We start from the raw sequence: 17,727 nt of genomic DNA, 5'->3' as shown, positions 1-17,727 counted from the left end.
AACTCATTAGTATTAACTTTCCTTCCTTTGGAGGATACTCTTACTTCTCTTATTTTTAACTTTCCAAACAATACGAAAACCCTATAATGGAAATTTTCCTGAAGGCAGAAACATGGTTAGCCCTGTTGACCCTCACATTTTTTGAAGTCGTTTTAGGAATAGATAATATTATTTTCATCTCCATCGTATCCAACCGATTACCTGCAGACCTTCGGGCGCGCACACGAAACCTTGGGTTACTTTTAGCAATGGGAGTTAGAATCCTCCTGCTTCTCACTATTACCTGGGTAATGAAGTTTACCGAACCTTTATTCCATGTACCCCATTGGATAAGTGAAGACGGATCTATCAGTGGACGTGACCTTATCCTCATTTTCGGTGGAATGTTTCTGATTGCTAAAAGTACACGAGAAATTAATCATCAGACAGAAGGAGAAGAAGAAGACCTGGATGGAGGAAATCAAAAGAAGAAAGTAAATGTTACCGGTGTTATCACGCAGATCATTTTACTGGACATAATCTTTTCCTTCGATTCTATATTAACAGCTGTAGGGTTAACAAATCATGTCAGCATCATGATTATAGCAGTTGTTCTTTCAATAGGAATTATGATCATCTTCTCCGGCAAGATCAGTGACTTTATTCACAAACATCCTTCTATGGAAGTGCTTGCCCTGGGATTTCTTATCCTCATAGGATTCATGATATTTCTGGAAGGGTTGGATAAGGATATTCCTAAAGGTTATATCTACTTCGCTGTTGTTTTCTCGATGAGTATTGAAATGATAAATATACGTGTGAGAAACAAGCGTAAACAAGCTAAAGAAGAAGCACATGAATAATGATGAAAGCCTCAGATACCCTATTGGAAAATTCTCTCCTAAAGAATCTTATAGTGCAGACGACATCAGCAGTCTTATTTCTACTATTGAAGCACTACCTTCAAAAGTTGAAGTACTTGTAAAGAATTTTACAGCCAAACAACTCGATACCAACTACAGAGAAGGCGGCTGGACAGCAAGACAGGTTATTCATCACCTTTCAGATAGCCATATGAACGCTTACATACGCCTCAAATGGACGTTAACTGAAAATACACCTTTGATTAAAGCATATGACGAAGGTGCATGGGCGGAGACGCCGGAAGTAAACTTAGATCCATCTATCTCACTAAACTTGCTTAACGCATTGCATGTTAAATGGGTTTCGCTTCTTAAGTTACTTACTGAGAAAGACATGGAGAAGCAGTTCCTCCATCCGGAAACAAAGAAGTATATCTCGCTGGAAAGGATGATAGCCACTTATGCATGGCACGGAGAACATCACCTCAGTCATTTGGAGATTGTAAGCAAGAAATAAATTTTTACTGAATATATTGTTATAAAGATTTATTAGTTTAACCATATACCTTTGCCAATTCAAAGTATACTACTGAAGTATTTGGAATGGCAGATCTTATAAATCCTTATAACCCTCCTTTCTTTCTTTTCAATGCACATCTGGAAACCATTTATCCGGCGCTTTTCAGACGTGTTTCTATTGCATCTTTTAGAAGAGAGCGTATTAGTACGCCCGACAATGATTTTCTTGATCTTGATTGGTTGACAAATAACACCAAAAAGCTGGTTGTAATTCAGCATGGCTTAGAGGGTAATAGCTACCGGGCATATATAAAAGGAATGGCAAAAGCATTTTACAAAAATGGCTTTGATATCCTAGCTTGGAATTATCGGGGGTGCAGCCAGGAAATGAACAGGCAGCTACGTTTCTACCACAGTGGTGCTACCGATGACCTTCATACCGTTATTGAACATGCGTTGGCTAAAAAACAATACGACGAAATTTTCCTTATTGGCTTTAGCCTAGGTGGAAATATTACCTTGAAGTATCTTGGAGAAAGACAAGTAGTCCCTCAAATTAAAAGGGTAGCTGTATTTTCTGTACCCCTGCACCTTGAAAGTAGCTGCACAAAGATTTCGCTACCGTCCAACAAAATTTACTCACAACGTTTCGTGGTCTCACTCAAGAAAAAGATTGTTATCAAGGCTCATCTCATGAGCGGTCTTGACACCCAGAAGCTTCGATCAATCAATACGTTAATCGATTTTGATGACGCCTATACAGCACCTCTTCATGGCTTTAAAAACGCCGTCGACTACTATTCTAAATGTAGTTCCATTTTCTTCCTTGATAATATTCAAATACCAACACTTATTGTTAATACAAAGAATGATCCGTTCCTGAGCATGGAATGCTTTCCTTTTGATTTATTAAGACAACATCCATACGTAAAATTAGAGATGCCTCTGCGAGGCGGACATGTTGGTTTCACACAAATAAATAGCAACGGTTTGTATTGGTCTGAACAACGGGCATTGGATTGGATTCAACATGAAAGGTAATTGCTCCTGTTTTTTTATGCTGCTCCTGCAGATGAAATATCCGGAACGTCTTGCTCCAATCTTGAATAATTTTTAAATCGCTTTACCATCCCGTTTTAATGATTGAACGTTATACCATTACCGCATCACGTACAGATTTAGCAGAAAGATTTTCTGTTGATGTACCGGACTTTTATAAGGAAAGGTATAATGCCGCTCCCACACAACTTCTTCCTGTTATTACAAGCTCTGCTCCTGAAGGAGTTTCTCTTTTTTATTGGGGCATTTCACCGGAGTGGTCCAAGAATAAAATGGTGAGCGAAAAGATCATTAACGTACGCACAGAGAGTTTTAACGATCGCCCAGCTCTTAAAAGGGCCTTAATGAAAACAAGGTGTCTTGTTCCTGCTGATGGATTTTATGCCTGGAAGAAGGTGGGTAAAAAAACAAGCATTCCCTATCACTTTATGATGGCTGATCGGGAGACCTTTTCTATTGCTGCTTTATGGGAGGAGTTTGAAGATACTGAGGGCAATCAAATTCAGACTTTTTCCATTATCACTTTACCAGCAGACGACATTGTAAACAACATCGCTGAAAGAATGCCTGTTATCCTTAACAGGAACGGCGAGCAAATATGGTTGGATAAAACATCCGGGGAAGAGAAGATTGTAGATCTGCTTAAGCCAATTAGTGCATCTAACTTAAATTATTATCCAGTATCGCCTGGTATTGCTAATACTTCGCTTGATGTTGCCTCTTTGATTCTTCCAACACCTCCGGCTGACCAACATGGTAATCTTACCTTGTTTGATTAAAAGCCATCGTCGTCATCCTCTTCCTTCTTCTTCTCCTGCTGAGGTTGCTGCGGTGTAGTTGTTTTCTCAGTCTTATCTTTCTTTGATTTCTTTTTCTTCTTATCAGGCTTCGCAGGGTTAATTGCCTCCGTTGTGGGCTCAACGTTCTCATCCTGCTCGTCGGCTTTCAATTCATTACGTTTTTGCTTACGCTGAACAGGTTTTACAGGTACTACCGTTTCTGTCGTATCTATATAATCAAACTCGTCGTCACCTGGTATATCAAGTTCTGCTGAATCGATGTCGGCCTTGTCTTTCTTCTTAAACAGATTCTTGAAGAACCCAAAGAATCCTTTTTTCTCGCTCTGCGCTTTCTTACCCTCTCCTGCCTTGGCATTGGCCGCCTGTAATTTTGCAAGGCGTACGTCTGGCAGAACAAGTGAATGGCGAAGGTACCACATGTAATTATCCTGCTCTGTATTAAAGCCTACTTCTTCTACGTAATACTTGGGTTTTTCAGCAACATATTTCTTTAAGATGTCGTCATACTTCAGGCTGTCGGGCATGTTATACTTTAATAGCCTTACTTCACGATCTTTAGAAATAACATAAACACTATCTTCAGCTTTTTTCTCAATTGCTTCCTTTGCTGGCACATCAACTACCATAATGGTGTCAATAACTGACCTGGCTGCTCTGTCAAGATCCTCTGCAGCAACAGAATCCTTTCCAACACCACTGATGGAATCAGGAACAGCAACGAATATTCGTTTAGCTTCAACAGTTTGAATACTTCTTAATTTCTTCCTGTAAGGTGTAGGCTCAGCAACAAGATATTTTGTTTTGCTTGCAACAAGTACCTTAGGTGTTGAATCCTCCTGAAAATAGCTGAACTTCTTTCTAAGTTCATTTCTATCGTAAATAAAGGCACTTTGATACGCAGGGCATACCGTTCGCTGGGTGCAGGAAGACGCCAGCAAGGTAACTATTCCAATAATAACGTAAAAAGCCCTGGTCATGAAGCGGGTTAATAAGCAAAAATAACAGTAATCATTGTATTTTTGCCGTTTTATTCTTATTTAACATTACATTAACTATAACGGGGAAAAACCTCATTTAGTAGATCAAGAGGCAATTTAATTCGACGTCTAACAGATGTTAGCTGAAACTCAACTCAGACAACGCCCAATTCACGCTGCTTTACTTTAGTGAGGGATTTTACAACAAGGTCATATGAGTTATCGATCCAAGTACACAATAACTTATCAGGAATCGAGCCATCTATAAGTACCGTAATCCAATGCTTTTTATTCATATGATATCCGGGTTGAACACTTTCGTGGTGTTCTCTCAACTCAACTCCTACTTCCGGGTCAACTTTCAGGTTTATACTTTCAAACAGTTCGATATCAGTTAAGGCGAACATCTTACCCATTACCTTATACACAAGGGTATTCTCACCAAAAGGAAACTCCTCTGTTACACCAGCTTTGGAAAGACAATAACTTCGGAATCCTTCAATGTCCATTATGGGTCAGGAATATCTATGAATTAAAGCAATCTTTTAAGGATAAGAAAAATAACACCCAAAAGAAACACTACAATAGAGATCTTGTTAATACCATGCATCATTCTGATGTTAATATTATTGGGCCTCGAAGAATCTTTCCCTCTGAAGAAATATCCACCAACTTCCCCTAAAGAGAAGAAGTTTTTCCATCCCGTCTTCTTCCGGGTTGTATTATTTTCAGCTTTTGTTTCCATCGTTTTAAAGTTTACTGTTCTACAAGAGAAGGCTCAATCCAATTCCCGTCTTCACGAATTAAGTCTATCAATGCATCAACAGCTTTGGCTGTAGGAACGTTTCTCTTCACCACTTCTTTTCCGCGATAAAGCGTAATCCTGTCAGGACCGGAGCCAACATACCCGTAATCGGCATCAGCCATTTCACCAGGACCATTGACAATGCATCCCATAATTCCAATTTTTACTCCTTTCAAATGAAAGGTTCTCTCCCTGATTCTGGCGGTGGTCTCCTGTAAATCGAAAAGCGTTCTGCCACAAGATGGGCAGGAAATATATTCTGTCTTTGATATTCTTGTTCTTGTAGCCTGAAGAATATTAAATGCTGTTTGATTAACTAGTTTGTCTCCCCCGCAGTTTTCTGCAGAAATAAACACACCATCTCCCAACCCATCAATTAACAATCCTCCGATATCAGTAGCAGCATATAATTGCAATTTATCAGGCGTAAGATCTTTATAAGCTCTTCCGATAATTACAGGAACATTACACTCATTGTTCATTAAATCAACAAAAAGTCGCCGCTGTTCTGCAAGGCCGTGCTCGTTGAAGGTATCTATAAGGAGAACCGCAGTTGAATCTATCTTTAACTTATCAATCAAAGAGGGTGTAAGATGCTTGAGTGTTGCATAAATGAAATTAAGTTTTAATGATGTCTCTACTCCAGCTAGGTATTGGTCTGGTTTAATAAAAGGATAAGTTCGCTCTTTTTCCTTTTGCGTTAGCCATGTGCTATGGTTATAGATTACTCCGAGTGTTCCTGGAATTTCGAAATCTATAACCTGGCTACCAAGAAAAACGTAATCACAGGCCATGTCTCCAATGTTCCATTTATCCAACTTAATAGAATAATTATAGCCTGTCGCAAACAAGGATGCAGGTGTTATTTTATCCTTTGCAGAAAAATCAGCAATTACGCGAGGAACCTGTGCACCTCCAATATTTACAACTTCATTTGCTACTCTTCTGCTATAGTTAAAAGGATTAACCGGATATTGTTGTATAGGAGGAATTACATCATGTGGTGCACGATTTACATAACGATCCGCGAGCGCTTTCGCCACCGGAACCTCAGCCTCCGGCTCTTCCGTAAGGGATACACGAATTGTATCGCCCAATCCATCTTCAAGTAATGTTCCTATACCAACGGATGACTTAATTCTTCCATCCTCTCCGTCGCCTGCTTCTGTTACACCCAAATGCAATGGATAAGGTTTTAATCCTTCTTCGTCTAGTTTTTGCACCAGTAATCGGTAGGCTTGTACCATGACCTGTGGGTTACTGGACTTCATAGAAAGCACAATATTGTAATAACTCTCAGCTTCACATATTCTTAAAAATTCCAATGCGCTCTCAACCATGCCAAGCGGTGTATCGCCATATCGGCTTAAGATACGGTCTGATAAAGAGCCATGGTTTGTGCCAATGCGCAGTGCAGTTCCATATTCTTTACAAATTTTAATAAGCGGGGTAAACTTAAGGCGAATCCTTTCCAGTTCTGCCTCATAAGAAGCATCGGTATATTCTATCTCCTCAAACTTCTTTTTGTCGGCGTAATTACCTGGATTGATCCTTACCTTTTCTACTATTCTTGCAGCCAGTTCCGCCGCATTGGGGGTAAAATGAATATCTGCAATAAGGGGCACCTGGTATCCCCTGGCGCTTAATTCTTTCTTTATTTCCTGAAGGTTTTGTGCCTCCTTAACACTCGGTGCCGTGATCCGTACATACTCGCAACCTGCGTCTACCATTCTAATAACCTGGTCAACAGAACCTTGGGTATCCATAGTATCTATCGTGGTCATGGATTGGATACGAATCGGATTGATGCCTCCCAAGGGAATATCGCCAATCTTCACTTCAATCGTCTTTCTTCTGCTATATTGGATAAGGCTATTGCAATACTGCTTTACTGATGTTACTAACGGATTCACGTATAATCGATTTATCTACAAAATTAACCGATTAAAACCGGTTTTTGTTTACAATGAATGGTTTTATAAAAGAACATGCTCCAAGTTCTTTTTATCCCTCAGTCGAGGGTTTCGCGTCGATCCTCTTACTCGCAAAAAAGCGAGCGGTGAAGGTAGCACCGGTATGGTCTAGCTATCGTGGAGCATGGTTAATGTCTTCTTCCTTAAAAGCCCTATTTTAATTTGAAACAAGTTCTACAATAAAATCATACAAAACGGCCTTTACCGAGGTTATTGGTTAAAGAGCCTGCTTAAAAAGCCTAATTCCGAGTGAAGGATATTACTTTCTTTTTTAAATATCGCCCAACTGAGGTCTTATGAGAATCTCTTCAACCACGCTTTGAGGGGATAAAGAATAGGTTGCATAAACTATTTCAGCAACGTCTTCCACTTTCATAAAGCGGTCGTTGGGCAGGTCCACTCCTTCCCAGCTGCGGGTTTTAGTGGCCCCCGGCATGACAGCGGTAACCCTAACCTGTTGCTCCTTTAGTTCTTCGCGGATGCACCTCGAGAAACCCAACATCGCAGATTTTGTTATCGCATAAGATCCTCCATTGTGATAAGCTTTAATACTGGCAATAGAACAGATGTTAAATATATGAGCACCAGGCGTTTTCTTTATGGCGGATACTATACCCCTAGTCATATAATAAGCACTGTAGAGATTAGCATCCACCATACTTTCAAGGGTTCCTTCAGGCTCGGTGAGTATTGCTCCGGGCACAAAATATCCTGCATTGTTCACCAGCACATCTATAGGGCGATTTAGATCGAGAATAAACTGCGCAAAATTCTTAACGTCAGCTTTGTTCGACATATCTGCCTGCATCGTATAAGTCTGCCCTACCGGAGATAATTTTAAAAGATCATGCTTTAGTTGTTTTAAATCATCTTCATTTCTTGAGCATGTAACCGCATCAAAACCATTAATCACAAATTTTTCGATAATGGCTCTGCCTATTCCTTTTGATCCGCCAGTGACTACAATTAATTTACGCATTGCTGATGTTTTATTTTGAAGTATCTTTAGCAATTTAATAATTGCGTCAGATTAATAACGTTCATGATCAGCGAGATTGGCAGGTATTTCATCTTTCTCGGCCACCTTTTTACAAACCGGGAGCCATTCAAAACATATTATAAGTTAATCCTTGAAGAGAGTGTGGCTATAGGACTTGGATCTGTTCTTCTCGTAGCATTGGTTTCTACCTTTATGGGAGCTGTAACTACCGTGCAAACTGCATATAACATGGTGAGCCCGCTTATTCCCAATTACGTAATTTCACAGGTGGTAAGGGAAATGACGGTGCTTGAGCTGGCCCCTACTATCATCGCCGTAATTTTTGCAGGAAAGATTGGCTCTAGTATGGCGTCGGGCCTTGGCACGATGCGTATTACAGAACAAATAGATGCCCTGGAAGTAATGGGTATAAATTCTATCTCGTACCTGGTATTACCTAAAATTGCTGCTTCCATGCTTATGTACCCGCTGCTGGTAATTATTGCAGGAGTATGTGGTTTGGGTGGCGGTTATATTGTAGGTACACTTACAGGTATCATTACACCCAACGAGTATGTATATGGCATACGGTATAACTTTAATGAGTTTACTATCACATTTGCATTAATTAAATCTGTAGTATTCGCTTTTCTTGTCTCATCAATATCTTCTTTCAAAGGCTATCACACGCAAGGTGGTGCTTTGGAAGTAGGTGTATCAAGCACACAAGCGGTAACCAATAGTGTTATCGCCGTTCTATTAGCAGACTATTTCCTGGCTCAACTTCTCCTTTCAAAATGATCGAAGTACGTAATCTATCCAAGTCGTTTAATGGCCGCCCCATTTTAAAGAACGTAAGTGGGGTGTTTGAAAAAGGTAAACCAAATCTGATTATAGGCGCGAGCGGTACAGGTAAAAGTGTTTTACTGAAATGTATTGTAGGACTTGTAAAGCCTGACGAAGGCTCTGTACTATACGACAACCGCGATTTCTTTGAAGGAGACAGAGACACCAAAATAGCTATCAGGCGCGAGATTGGGATGCTCTTTCAGGGAGGGGCTCTTTTTGATTCTAAAACAGTTGAAGAGAACGTTCGCTTTCCACTCGATACACTAACAAAGATGCAACGTGAGGAAAAACAGGAACGTGTTAATTTTTGCCTCAAGCGTGTAGGGTTGGAAAATGCCAACAAGAAAATGCCTTCTGAATTGAGTGGCGGTATGAAGAAACGTGTAGGCATTGCCCGTGCCATTGTAAACAACCCTAATTATCTTTTCTGTGACGAACCTAACTCTGGTCTCGACCCACAAACCTCTATCCTTATCGATGAACTGATCCAGGACATATCAGAAGATTTTAACATGACAACTATTGTTGTTACCCATGATATGAATTCTGTAATGGGTATTGGAGAAAAGATCTTGTTCATCTATAAAGGACAAAAGCTTTGGGAAGGAACAAAGAATGAAATCACACATTCCAACGTCCAGGAAATGGATGATTTTATCTTTGCGAATAAGGTAATGAGTAGCCTGAGAGAAAAACAATAGTTCTACTTCTTAAGCTACCCAAAGGTCAGTCTTATGTTATTCGTATCGCAGGCTTTTGGCCGGGTTTGTGGAAGCCACTCTTAGTGAATGATAGGAAACAGTAATAACTGCAATAGTCAAACAAACAGAAGCTGCTACAATTAATGTAATTAAACCTACTTCAACATGGTAAGCGTAATTCTCCAACCACATACTCATTAGGTACCAGCCCAACGGACATCCAATGATTGCTGAAAGAATTACTAAGGTGATAAATTCTTTATTCATTAGCTGAACAAGACCAGGCACTGAAGCACCTAAAACCTTTCTTATCCCGAGCTCTTTGGTTCTTCTCTCTGCTGAAAAAGCACTTAATCCGAACAAACCAAGACAAGAGATAAATATGGAGAGAATAGCAAGTGTATTAAAAACTTTTCCACGTTGTCCTTCTGCTTTATAAAATTCTTCCCAGTCCTGATTTAAAAAAGAGTACTTGAACGGATAACCTGGAGCATATTCCTTCCATATACCTTCTGCTGACCTAATCGCAGCTTCCGTTTCATTTTGTTTTGCCCGAATAAGTAAGCAAAAGAAATCATTACGAGGAACCCTTAATATCAATGGCTCGATGGGATTATGAAGCGATCCGAAATTAAAATCCTTAACAACACCTATGATCTTTCCTTTTCGGTCCCACAGCGTCAAGTCCTTACCTGCTACCTCATCTTTAAAACCAAGTTTCTCAGCGGCCTTCTGATTAACGATATAGTTAGCCGTATCTGTTACTAAATTTCTATCGAACGGACGACCTTCAATCATTTCCATCTTCATTGTTTGAATAAAGTCTTGGTCAACCGCTAGTACGCTGAAAAGAATATTTGCTTCCGGATCTTTTCCTTCCCATGATAAGTTTGAGGTAGAATTTCCAATATCAATAGGCAATTGACTTGCAGCAGTGACCCCATCAATTCCAGGTAATGATAATAACCTGTTTCGAACCGTTTCAAGGTTATTTGCAACATCACCATCGAGCCATGCGTAGAAAACATTGTTGCGATCGAAACCGATATCGCGGTTCTGCATAAACTGCATTTGCCTGAACACCACAGCAGTACTGATAATTAATATAATTGATAGTGAAAACTGAATTGTCACCAATGCTCTACGAAATACGGATGCGCGATTACCACTTTTTAACTGCCCTTTAAGAACTTGGACAGGTTTAAACTCAGAAATAAAAAATGCTGGATAACTTCCTGCCAGAAATGCAGTAAAGAAAACGATAGCCACAAATATCATTACAATCCTGAGGTCGAGCAGATTTAGTCCCAGGGCTTTGCCTGTGATTTCATTAAAAAATGGCAAGAGCACAATTAGAAACAGCACAGCCAGGCACGCAGCAATAATAACGGTAAGAAAAGACTCTCCCATAAACTGCCGGAATAACTGATGGGGTATGGCGCCTATTACTTTTCTTAAACCTACTTCCTTAGCACGTTTAGTAGCTTGGGCGGTAGAAAGGTTCATAAAATTGATACAAGCAATTATCAATACAAAAACTGCTACGATAAAGAAAATGCGTACATATTCAATTCTCCCCCCTGCCTGAACACCGTTCTCAAAATCGCCGTACAGATAAGCATCACCAAAAGGTTGAATGAACAATTCAACATTACTCTGCTCGTTATGAAGCTTTACTTCGTTTTTAAGTTTTGCAGAGAAGTTGTTAATGGTTGCATCTGTTCTTAACATTAAATACGTGCGGATGTTATTGTTACCCCATTGGTCAAGCCAGCTTTTGTTCTCATCAAAGAAATATTGAAATGGAAGCAAATATTGAAACTGAAGCGAAGAGTTCTTAGGCATATCGGCAAAAACACCTGTAACGGTAAAGGGCGTTTTTGTATTCATAAGCAATATCTTTCCGATGACGTCTTCATCTCCAAAATACTTCTCTGCCATCGATTTACTTATCACAATTGAGTTTTTGCCATTTAGTGCTGTTGAACTATTCCCAGCGTTAAAAGGGATAGAAAACATTTCAATAAAGTCAGGGTCAGCATATCTACCAGGCTCATAGAATGACTTGTCATCAAAGCGAAAAAGATTGTTGACCTCCCATGTCAACCTGGACGCTTTTTCAATTTCTGGATACTTCTCCTTGATGTATGGCGCCATTGGGCCAGGCGTAGATGCGAATGTAAACAACCTTCCATCGGAGTAGTGCTGATTCTCCATTACCCTGTAAAGACGATTGATATTTGTATGAAATTTATCTACTTGGATTTCATCATTAACCCAAAGGAAGATTACCAGCGCGCTACACATACCAAAGGCCAGCCCTAGGATGTTGACAAACGAAAAGAGCTTATTCCGGAAGATGTTTCTTACGGCAATGGTCAGATAATTTTTAAGCATATCTCTAACAGGTTTAAGGAAATGACCTATGACAAAAACAAAGGTTGCATCCTTATTACCCAGGGCCCCAAAAAAAGTTACAACGTAGTAACAAGTTTATTTCATTTTACTACTTAAGTAAGGGTAAGTCTATATAAAATGAGGAGCCTTTACCAATTTGTGTTTCGAACCATATTCTTCCTTTCATTTGCTCAATAGCGTGTTTTGCAATTGCTAATCCAAGCCCTGAGCCTGACTTCTTAGTTGTAAAATGAGGGAGAAAGATACGTTCCGCTACTTCAGGTTCCATTCCGTTACCATTGTCAACAAACGAGATACGGCATTGGTGGTAAACCTTCTCTACCCTTACATGCACATGCGTGTGTTGCCCAACCTTACCACTTTGTAAAGCATTGAGAATAATATTTGAAAAGGTACGACTTAATAATTGGTTATCGCCTAACACCCAAGCTTCCTTTAAAGCTGATTTAAATGATATTTCACCTGTAGGGCTATGTAAATCCACAGCCCGCTTTACAGTAGTTACAATATCCAACTCCTGAATGATAGGCGCAGGCATTTTTACAAATCCGCTGAAAGATGATGCAATATCGTTCAACGTTTCAACCGCCGTTAGTAGTGTACTAATGGCCCTTTGTGTTCGTTCGGTTGTATTGTTCCCTTGCTGCACGTTACGCTCCAATTGTTGTAAGGTGAGCTTCATCGGTGTCAGTGGGTTCTTAATCTCATGCGCAACTTGTTGCGCTATCTCTCTCCATGCCTTTTCCCGTTGCGTTTGCTCTAGTTCTGTTTTGCTTTCACTTAACTTGTAAAGCATGCTGTTGTACTCCTTTACCATCAACCCAATTTCATCCTGAGCCTCCCAAGTAAGTGGTGTATTATTATTAAGCGAAGTTTTTCTTAAAGACTGTGTGATAAATCGCAACGGAAAAGTCAGACTTCCGGCAACAACATAAGAGAGTATAAGCAGGATAATAAATATGAAGGCGAAAATATTAAGAATGTTAATCAGTGCTACTGATTGGATTTTTTCAAGCATGTAAGAAGACTGAAAAAATGGAATGCCCAAGATGCCTATAATGTTTCCCGTCTGCGAAGATTTAAGAACAGCATAAGAAACAAAGTATTGAAGCGTTCCTACCCTTTCTGATTCTATAAAAAAGTTCTCTCCCCTCTTAATTCTTTCATACGCCCTTGAATTGACGTAATTTGAAATGAGATTGCTTTCGAAAATCTGGGGCTGACTTGTAGCTACCAGATAACCTTGCGGGCTATAAACATTGGCATCGAGATTAGATAGCTTGGCGAGATCACTTACACGATTTGACAAAGTGATACCTTCAGAAGATTTTTGATCACTCACCTCATCCAGGTAATCAATTATCTGCTGACTGAATACCTTACTTCGACTGATGTATTCCTCATCAAGTTGACCTTGAGAAGATCTACTTGCAAGGCCGAGTGTGCTGATGCTCACGATAATGAGTGGTATGAAAAACGCAAGGTTTAAATACAATTGTATTCTTGCTGAGAAGAACAGTCTTCCACCAAGAAAATACTGGTATATACCTTGAAAGAAGATAAGGATCAAAACAATAAATAGTCCGAGTACAAGAAGAAAAGAGAAGTTAGAAAGCTTATATGTAAACGGAATTTGTTTAGCGGATACAACAGCGATCCTTCCATTCTGATCATCTTCCGCAATATGGTCATAACCGGCAAAAGAGACACCTTTAGTATAAAGCTCGATGCTCCCTAGTAACTCCCTAGGAAAAAAGCGATCATAATTAAAGTTACCTGAAGTCAATACTATGCTTTTTCCTGAGAAGATCGCGTAGTTTAAATCTCCGGTCCTATAAGACTGCTGCGAGCGGTAGTCAACAAGAAGTTCAGGATACACATTCTCTGGTATTATCTTTTTCAGCGAAAGCTGAACAATAACATAACCAATTCTAATGACAGAACGCCTTATAGGTACCTTGATTAAGTACTCTTGTGTTACATCAGAATGGGGGTTATTTACGAAGTAAATACCTTCATATTGTGTTTTGTATGAATCCTTATCATATAATTTTACAAATTCAGAAAAGCTCATGTTGCTGTTATCAACAGGCTCACCCAACGAATTAAAAATATGAATGTCTACATCATACTTATTAAAGTAACTTGAAAGAAATACATGACGAATCTTTTGTCTGATTGCATCCTTACCTAAAAAAGGACTAATAAGTCGCTTTTGAGTAAAAACATCTTTTGCTATCTTCTGTGACGCCTCGTGTAACAAATACTCGCCAAAGTAATCACGATCAATTAAGAAATTGCTGGCAAAACGAAACTGATTCTCAATTCTCTCTTTGTGCGTAAATGACTGAATAGCTAATGCGCCGTTTAAGGATAGAAAAAAGATAGCAGCAAATAAGTAAGCAAAAGTTTCAAACGTAAGCCGCTTAAGGGTCTTGTAAAGGTGAAACCAGTAAATAATTAAAAAATAACCACAGGACAGAATTAATGTAGACAAGTATTGTTGGCCGGTATACTCATTAATTAAGCTAAACAAACCAGCACCGGCTATCAATGAAATAAATATTTTAACGCTACTATTAAGTGCCACCAGCATTCTGATAAACGCATGTGAAAACAAAAAAGCACACACTCCGGAAAGTAGTAATGATATGATAGCAACGATCCTTAATCCATCAAACTTTAAAGACTGAGTTATATCTAAAACAATTGTAGAGTTGTTATACAATGTTTGAATTACAACAATCGGAAAGAGTAACGAGAAAAAAGCACCTGTTGCATAAAGGATCCCCAAATACCATGAGATGCGACGGCTTGTAGTATACTTAAATAAGTGGAACTTAAAATAATTTCTAAACAGATAAAAACCGAGTGCAAGCAATGCGAGAAGGTTCATTACAAGATCTGCCAGGGAGGGATTTAATGATGAGGACGCAAAAACCAGCGGATCAAATAATGGAGAATCAATAATAACGTTACTAAGAAAAGCAGTCTGCGTCATTATAATACGTAGCAAATAAAAAACTGCTAGCAAGTAGATAAGCCCTAACTCATAATATCTTTTTCTTATAGTAGGTAGAAGGCTATAGATGAGTAGTATAAGTGCAACGATAGCTAAAGAGAGAAAGGCAAACGCAATAAATCTCAGATCTCGGTGAGCAGGAATATCACCTGACTGAAAACTTATTCTAAAAAAACATTTACCTCTCACACAAACCTCCGTACCGGAAGTAGCACTTAAATCAAAAACGTTTACATTTTCCGAAAGTAATATCTGCTTATTGTATTGAGGAGTCAGATAATTATTATTAATCGGGTATTTTTTCAAGAGTTGTATAGAGGCTACTATTACCCTTCCATCATCAAGAAATTTCTTTCTCAAAAGATAGGCTTCGCTTCCGGTTGTAATAAGTCCGATAGTGGCACTATCTGCTGTAACTTCTGCAGGTGGTATAAACTTATTATCCGACCAATAGATCAAACGTCTATTAATGAAGATAAATACAGGATACTGAAATTCATCTGCCTTTTCATAGTAGTCATAAGGCGATGCTTTCGAAATCCACTCAAGATCTTTATCTACTTCTTTTAACTCTTCCGCTACAGCTATTGCTATCTCTTCGGTTATTTCTTCTGCAGTCTGAGGTTGTGTGAAAAAATGAGCAGTAACAAGTCCTGCAGAAAGGAATAGAATAAAAACAATAAAGTATAAGATTGACTTTTTGTTCAAACTCATTAGAGATTAGTAAAAACTAAATTTACGAATTTACTTCGAGAGGGGCGGATTATATTTAATCCCTCCAAATAGATAAAGAAATAGAATGCGCGAATAACGGTAATTCAATGGCACCAATAAAATCATGAGTGTTATAAAAACACCAATATATACCCACTCTGAAGGATCTCCTGCAAAGTAATAAAGAACCACACTTACAACAACAAGAAAGGCAATGGTGAATGCGTAACTTACATACATCGCACCCTGGTAAAACCCTGGTTCTGGCTGAAGCCTTAGTTCGCACACAGGACACTCTGTATGCATCACATTAAATTTAGCAATGTTAGTAGCGGGAAAGGCAAACATCTTTCCTGTTCTGCAACGTGGACATCTACCTTGCAATAACGCTGTCAGATAATTTCTTCCTGGCATTTTTACTTGTTTTATACCACAGATAACCAATTACTGCCGCCGCCAGATAGGGCATAGAAAGCAAATACAAAATACCTGTATTGATCCCAGAAGCTATACCTGGATTTCCGTTACTGAAATTATTTTCTAACGTTGATCTGCACATAGCACATTGGGCCTCTACGTGTGTAATTGCAAGGATCAAAATCGATAGGATAAACAAAACTTTTTTCATATTACTTGTAATATGGACTTATCATCAGAAAGACTACAACACCGGTTACAGCAACATAAAGCCAAAGCGGGAAAGTGTATTTTGCCAAAGCCTTGTGCTTTTCGTAATTACCAATTACGCCTCGTACATATGTGAACAACACAAAAGGAATAACAACAATAGATAGCAAAATGTGCGAAATAAGAATAAAAAAGTAAACGTACCGTATTGCCCCTTCTCCACCAAAAGGAGTGCTATCGCTTGTCAAGTGATAGACTACGTACATTGCCAAAAATAAAACAGACAATGTAATGCAGACTTTGATCAATCGCTCATGAAGTTGTCGCTTTCCATTCTTTATCGCCATTACTGCTGCAACTAAGAACACAGCTGTTAATCCATTTATTGTAGCATAAATTGGCGGAAGAAAAGAAAAGTTATATCCTTCGACTTTAGGCATGCCGAATAATACTGCAACAACAACAGGTATTGCTATAGAAAGAGTAATCACCCATTTGCTGTACGGGTCTTTTGACTGAATTGCATTTACTTTATTCATATTAATATTTCTCCAAAAGGATTTTTAGTTCAGCCTCAAGGCGGTCCAGCTCATCTCTGTCCCGTGAATCATAATAGCCCCTGATCTGCTTTTGTCCATCAAAAAGAACGACATCGTTAGGGCTTTTTAAAAGCAAGACGCAATTTTTAACTAAATTTTCATTTTTGAACCCTAGCGCGTTACCATTTAACATGGTTATCCTTCCATCATCATTCAAACCCTCGACAACGCGTCTAAGAGCCTGCGTTTCCCTGGCAAAGGTAAGAATGGTCAACTTATTTTCTGCAATGGAAAGCTTATTTACAAGTGAATCTGGTAATACATAAGGCGAGGTGTATTCGAAATTACACTCGGAAGGGACATCAGTGACACCTTCTTCAAAAATAAGAGGAACTTCGAACTGATTTTTTCCAAATATTCTGAGAAAAACAAAAATCAACACTGGTAGCAACAGCGCGACGAACAGGAATATTAACTTTTTACTTCGCATGTACTGAAAATAAAGAGGCTTAGGTTAAACCTAAGCCTCTCTCATATTTTTATAATATCCAAGAATTAAAACCTTGCATCTGATATAGATGTTCCTTCGTAAATAAAGGCAACTAACATCCAAACAATAAAAATTAAAGGTATCAGAATAGACCAGATTAAAACCTTTGCTTCATGACGTAAGTGCATGAACTCACCAACAATGTAAGCAGCCTTTACAATAGTCATGGTAATAAAAATCCATACACGTACATTAGCATATTCATGAGGCACAAGAAAGGCTACAGCAAATTCCAGTGCAGTAATAATACCTAAAATACCAGCTACAGTCCAAAGCTTCTTAATCTTCTCCTTATCCGGAGGTAGAACTGTAACATGGGAATGTGATTCTTCGTGATGTGCCATCTTATCTTA

At 38.9% G+C, this 17,727-nt stretch carries 18 protein-coding genes; 6 read left to right on the top strand and 12 right to left on the bottom strand.

The features are described 5' to 3' along the window. Positions 1–86: 86 nt before the first annotated feature. The 4 genes from KK060_RS18235 (at position 87) to KK060_RS18220 (ending at position 3,199) form a co-directional block, all read left to right on the top strand. Entirely contained in the window at positions 87–842 is a 756-nt protein-coding gene (locus KK060_RS18235) for a TerC family protein (RefSeq protein WP_254155213.1), read from the top strand. After that, positions 835–1,359, top strand: a complete 525-nt coding sequence (locus KK060_RS18230) for a YfiT family bacillithiol transferase (RefSeq protein WP_254155212.1) — start codon at positions 835–837, stop codon at positions 1,357–1,359. Before KK060_RS18235 ends, KK060_RS18230 begins: the two co-directional genes overlap by 8 nt. Before the next feature lie 86 nt (positions 1,360–1,445). Continuing rightward, positions 1,446–2,402, top strand: coding sequence for a YheT family hydrolase (locus KK060_RS18225; protein ID WP_254155211.1), 957 nt, complete (start codon positions 1,446–1,448; stop codon positions 2,400–2,402). Between the two features lie 98 nt (positions 2,403–2,500). Beyond that, positions 2,501–3,199: an SOS response-associated peptidase gene (locus tag KK060_RS18220; RefSeq protein WP_254155210.1), complete on the top strand. Its 699-nt coding sequence runs from the start codon at positions 2,501–2,503 to the stop codon at positions 3,197–3,199. Here the strand turns inward: KK060_RS18220 and KK060_RS18215 are convergent. The 5 genes from KK060_RS18215 to KK060_RS18195 all read right to left on the bottom strand — a co-directional run bounded on the left by KK060_RS18215 (position 3,196) and on the right by KK060_RS18195 (position 7,954). Beyond that, positions 3,196–4,197 (bottom strand): hypothetical protein, encoded by a 1,002-nt coding sequence (locus tag KK060_RS18215; protein WP_254155209.1) that lies wholly within the window; start codon positions 4,195–4,197, stop codon positions 3,196–3,198. The genes KK060_RS18220 and KK060_RS18215 overlap by 4 nt on opposite strands. A 155-nt stretch (positions 4,198–4,352) precedes the next feature. Then, complete coding sequence (locus KK060_RS18210; protein WP_254155208.1) at positions 4,353–4,706, bottom strand: MmcQ/YjbR family DNA-binding protein; 354 nt, start codon at positions 4,704–4,706, stop codon at positions 4,353–4,355. Between the two features lie 23 nt (positions 4,707–4,729). Next, the gene (locus KK060_RS18205; protein ID WP_254155207.1) at positions 4,730–4,942 is read right to left on the bottom strand and encodes a DUF6728 family protein; all 213 of its coding nucleotides are present in this window, start codon (positions 4,940–4,942) and stop codon (positions 4,730–4,732) included. An 11-nt stretch (positions 4,943–4,953) separates the two neighbouring features. After that, complete coding sequence (ispG, locus tag KK060_RS18200; protein WP_254155206.1) at positions 4,954–6,915, bottom strand: (E)-4-hydroxy-3-methylbut-2-enyl-diphosphate synthase; 1,962 nt, start codon at positions 6,913–6,915, stop codon at positions 4,954–4,956. 331 nt (positions 6,916–7,246) lie between these two features. Further along, positions 7,247–7,954, bottom strand: coding sequence for an SDR family oxidoreductase (locus KK060_RS18195; RefSeq protein WP_254155205.1), 708 nt, complete (start codon positions 7,952–7,954; stop codon positions 7,247–7,249). A gap of 66 nt (positions 7,955–8,020) precedes the next feature. Here KK060_RS18195 and KK060_RS18190 point away from each other — a divergent pair, with 66 nt between their 5' ends. Both KK060_RS18190 and KK060_RS18185 read left to right on the top strand, forming a co-directional pair. Continuing rightward, positions 8,021–8,755 (top strand): MlaE family ABC transporter permease, encoded by a 735-nt coding sequence (locus KK060_RS18190; protein ID WP_254155218.1) that lies wholly within the window; start codon positions 8,021–8,023, stop codon positions 8,753–8,755. Next, positions 8,752–9,504 (top strand): ABC transporter ATP-binding protein, encoded by a 753-nt coding sequence (locus tag KK060_RS18185; protein WP_254155204.1) that lies wholly within the window; start codon positions 8,752–8,754, stop codon positions 9,502–9,504. Before KK060_RS18190 ends, KK060_RS18185 begins: the two co-directional genes overlap by 4 nt. 36 nt (positions 9,505–9,540) lie before the next feature. Here the strand turns inward: KK060_RS18185 and KK060_RS18180 are convergent, their stop codons facing one another. The 7 genes from KK060_RS18180 to KK060_RS18150 form a co-directional block, all read right to left on the bottom strand. Continuing rightward, positions 9,541–11,901 carry an ABC transporter permease gene (locus KK060_RS18180; RefSeq protein WP_254155203.1) on the bottom strand — a complete coding sequence of 787 codons (2,361 nt, stop codon included), beginning with the start codon at positions 11,899–11,901 and terminating at the stop codon, positions 9,541–9,543. Between the two features lie 109 nt (positions 11,902–12,010). After that, a complete protein-coding gene (locus tag KK060_RS18175; RefSeq protein WP_254155202.1) occupies positions 12,011–15,658 on the bottom strand; it encodes a sensor histidine kinase in 3,648 nt (1,215 codons plus the stop codon). 30 nt (positions 15,659–15,688) lie between these two features. After that, the gene (locus tag KK060_RS18170; protein WP_254155201.1) at positions 15,689–16,072 is read right to left on the bottom strand and encodes a DUF983 domain-containing protein; all 384 of its coding nucleotides are present in this window, start codon (positions 16,070–16,072) and stop codon (positions 15,689–15,691) included. Continuing rightward, entirely contained in the window at positions 16,032–16,286 is a 255-nt protein-coding gene (locus KK060_RS18165; protein ID WP_254155200.1) for a hypothetical protein, read from the bottom strand. The genes KK060_RS18170 and KK060_RS18165 overlap by 41 nt, the downstream gene beginning before the upstream one ends. Position 16,287: 1 nt before the next feature. Then, positions 16,288–16,824 (bottom strand): DUF420 domain-containing protein, encoded by a 537-nt coding sequence (locus KK060_RS18160; RefSeq protein WP_254155199.1) that lies wholly within the window; start codon positions 16,822–16,824, stop codon positions 16,288–16,290. 1 nt (position 16,825) lies between these two features. Next, the gene (locus KK060_RS18155) at positions 16,826–17,314 is read right to left on the bottom strand and encodes a hypothetical protein (protein ID WP_254155198.1); all 489 of its coding nucleotides are present in this window, start codon (positions 17,312–17,314) and stop codon (positions 16,826–16,828) included. Between the two features lie 65 nt (positions 17,315–17,379). Beyond that, complete coding sequence (locus KK060_RS18150; protein WP_254155197.1) at positions 17,380–17,718, bottom strand: cytochrome C oxidase subunit IV family protein; 339 nt, start codon at positions 17,716–17,718, stop codon at positions 17,380–17,382. Between the last annotated feature and the right edge of the window lie 9 nt (positions 17,719–17,727).

This window comes from Chryseosolibacter indicum (assembly GCF_018598585.1).
GTDB classification, from domain to species: Bacteria; Bacteroidota; Bacteroidia; order Cytophagales; family Cyclobacteriaceae; genus Chryseosolibacter; species Chryseosolibacter indicus.
This window is presented reverse-complemented; position numbering and strand designations above follow the sequence as displayed.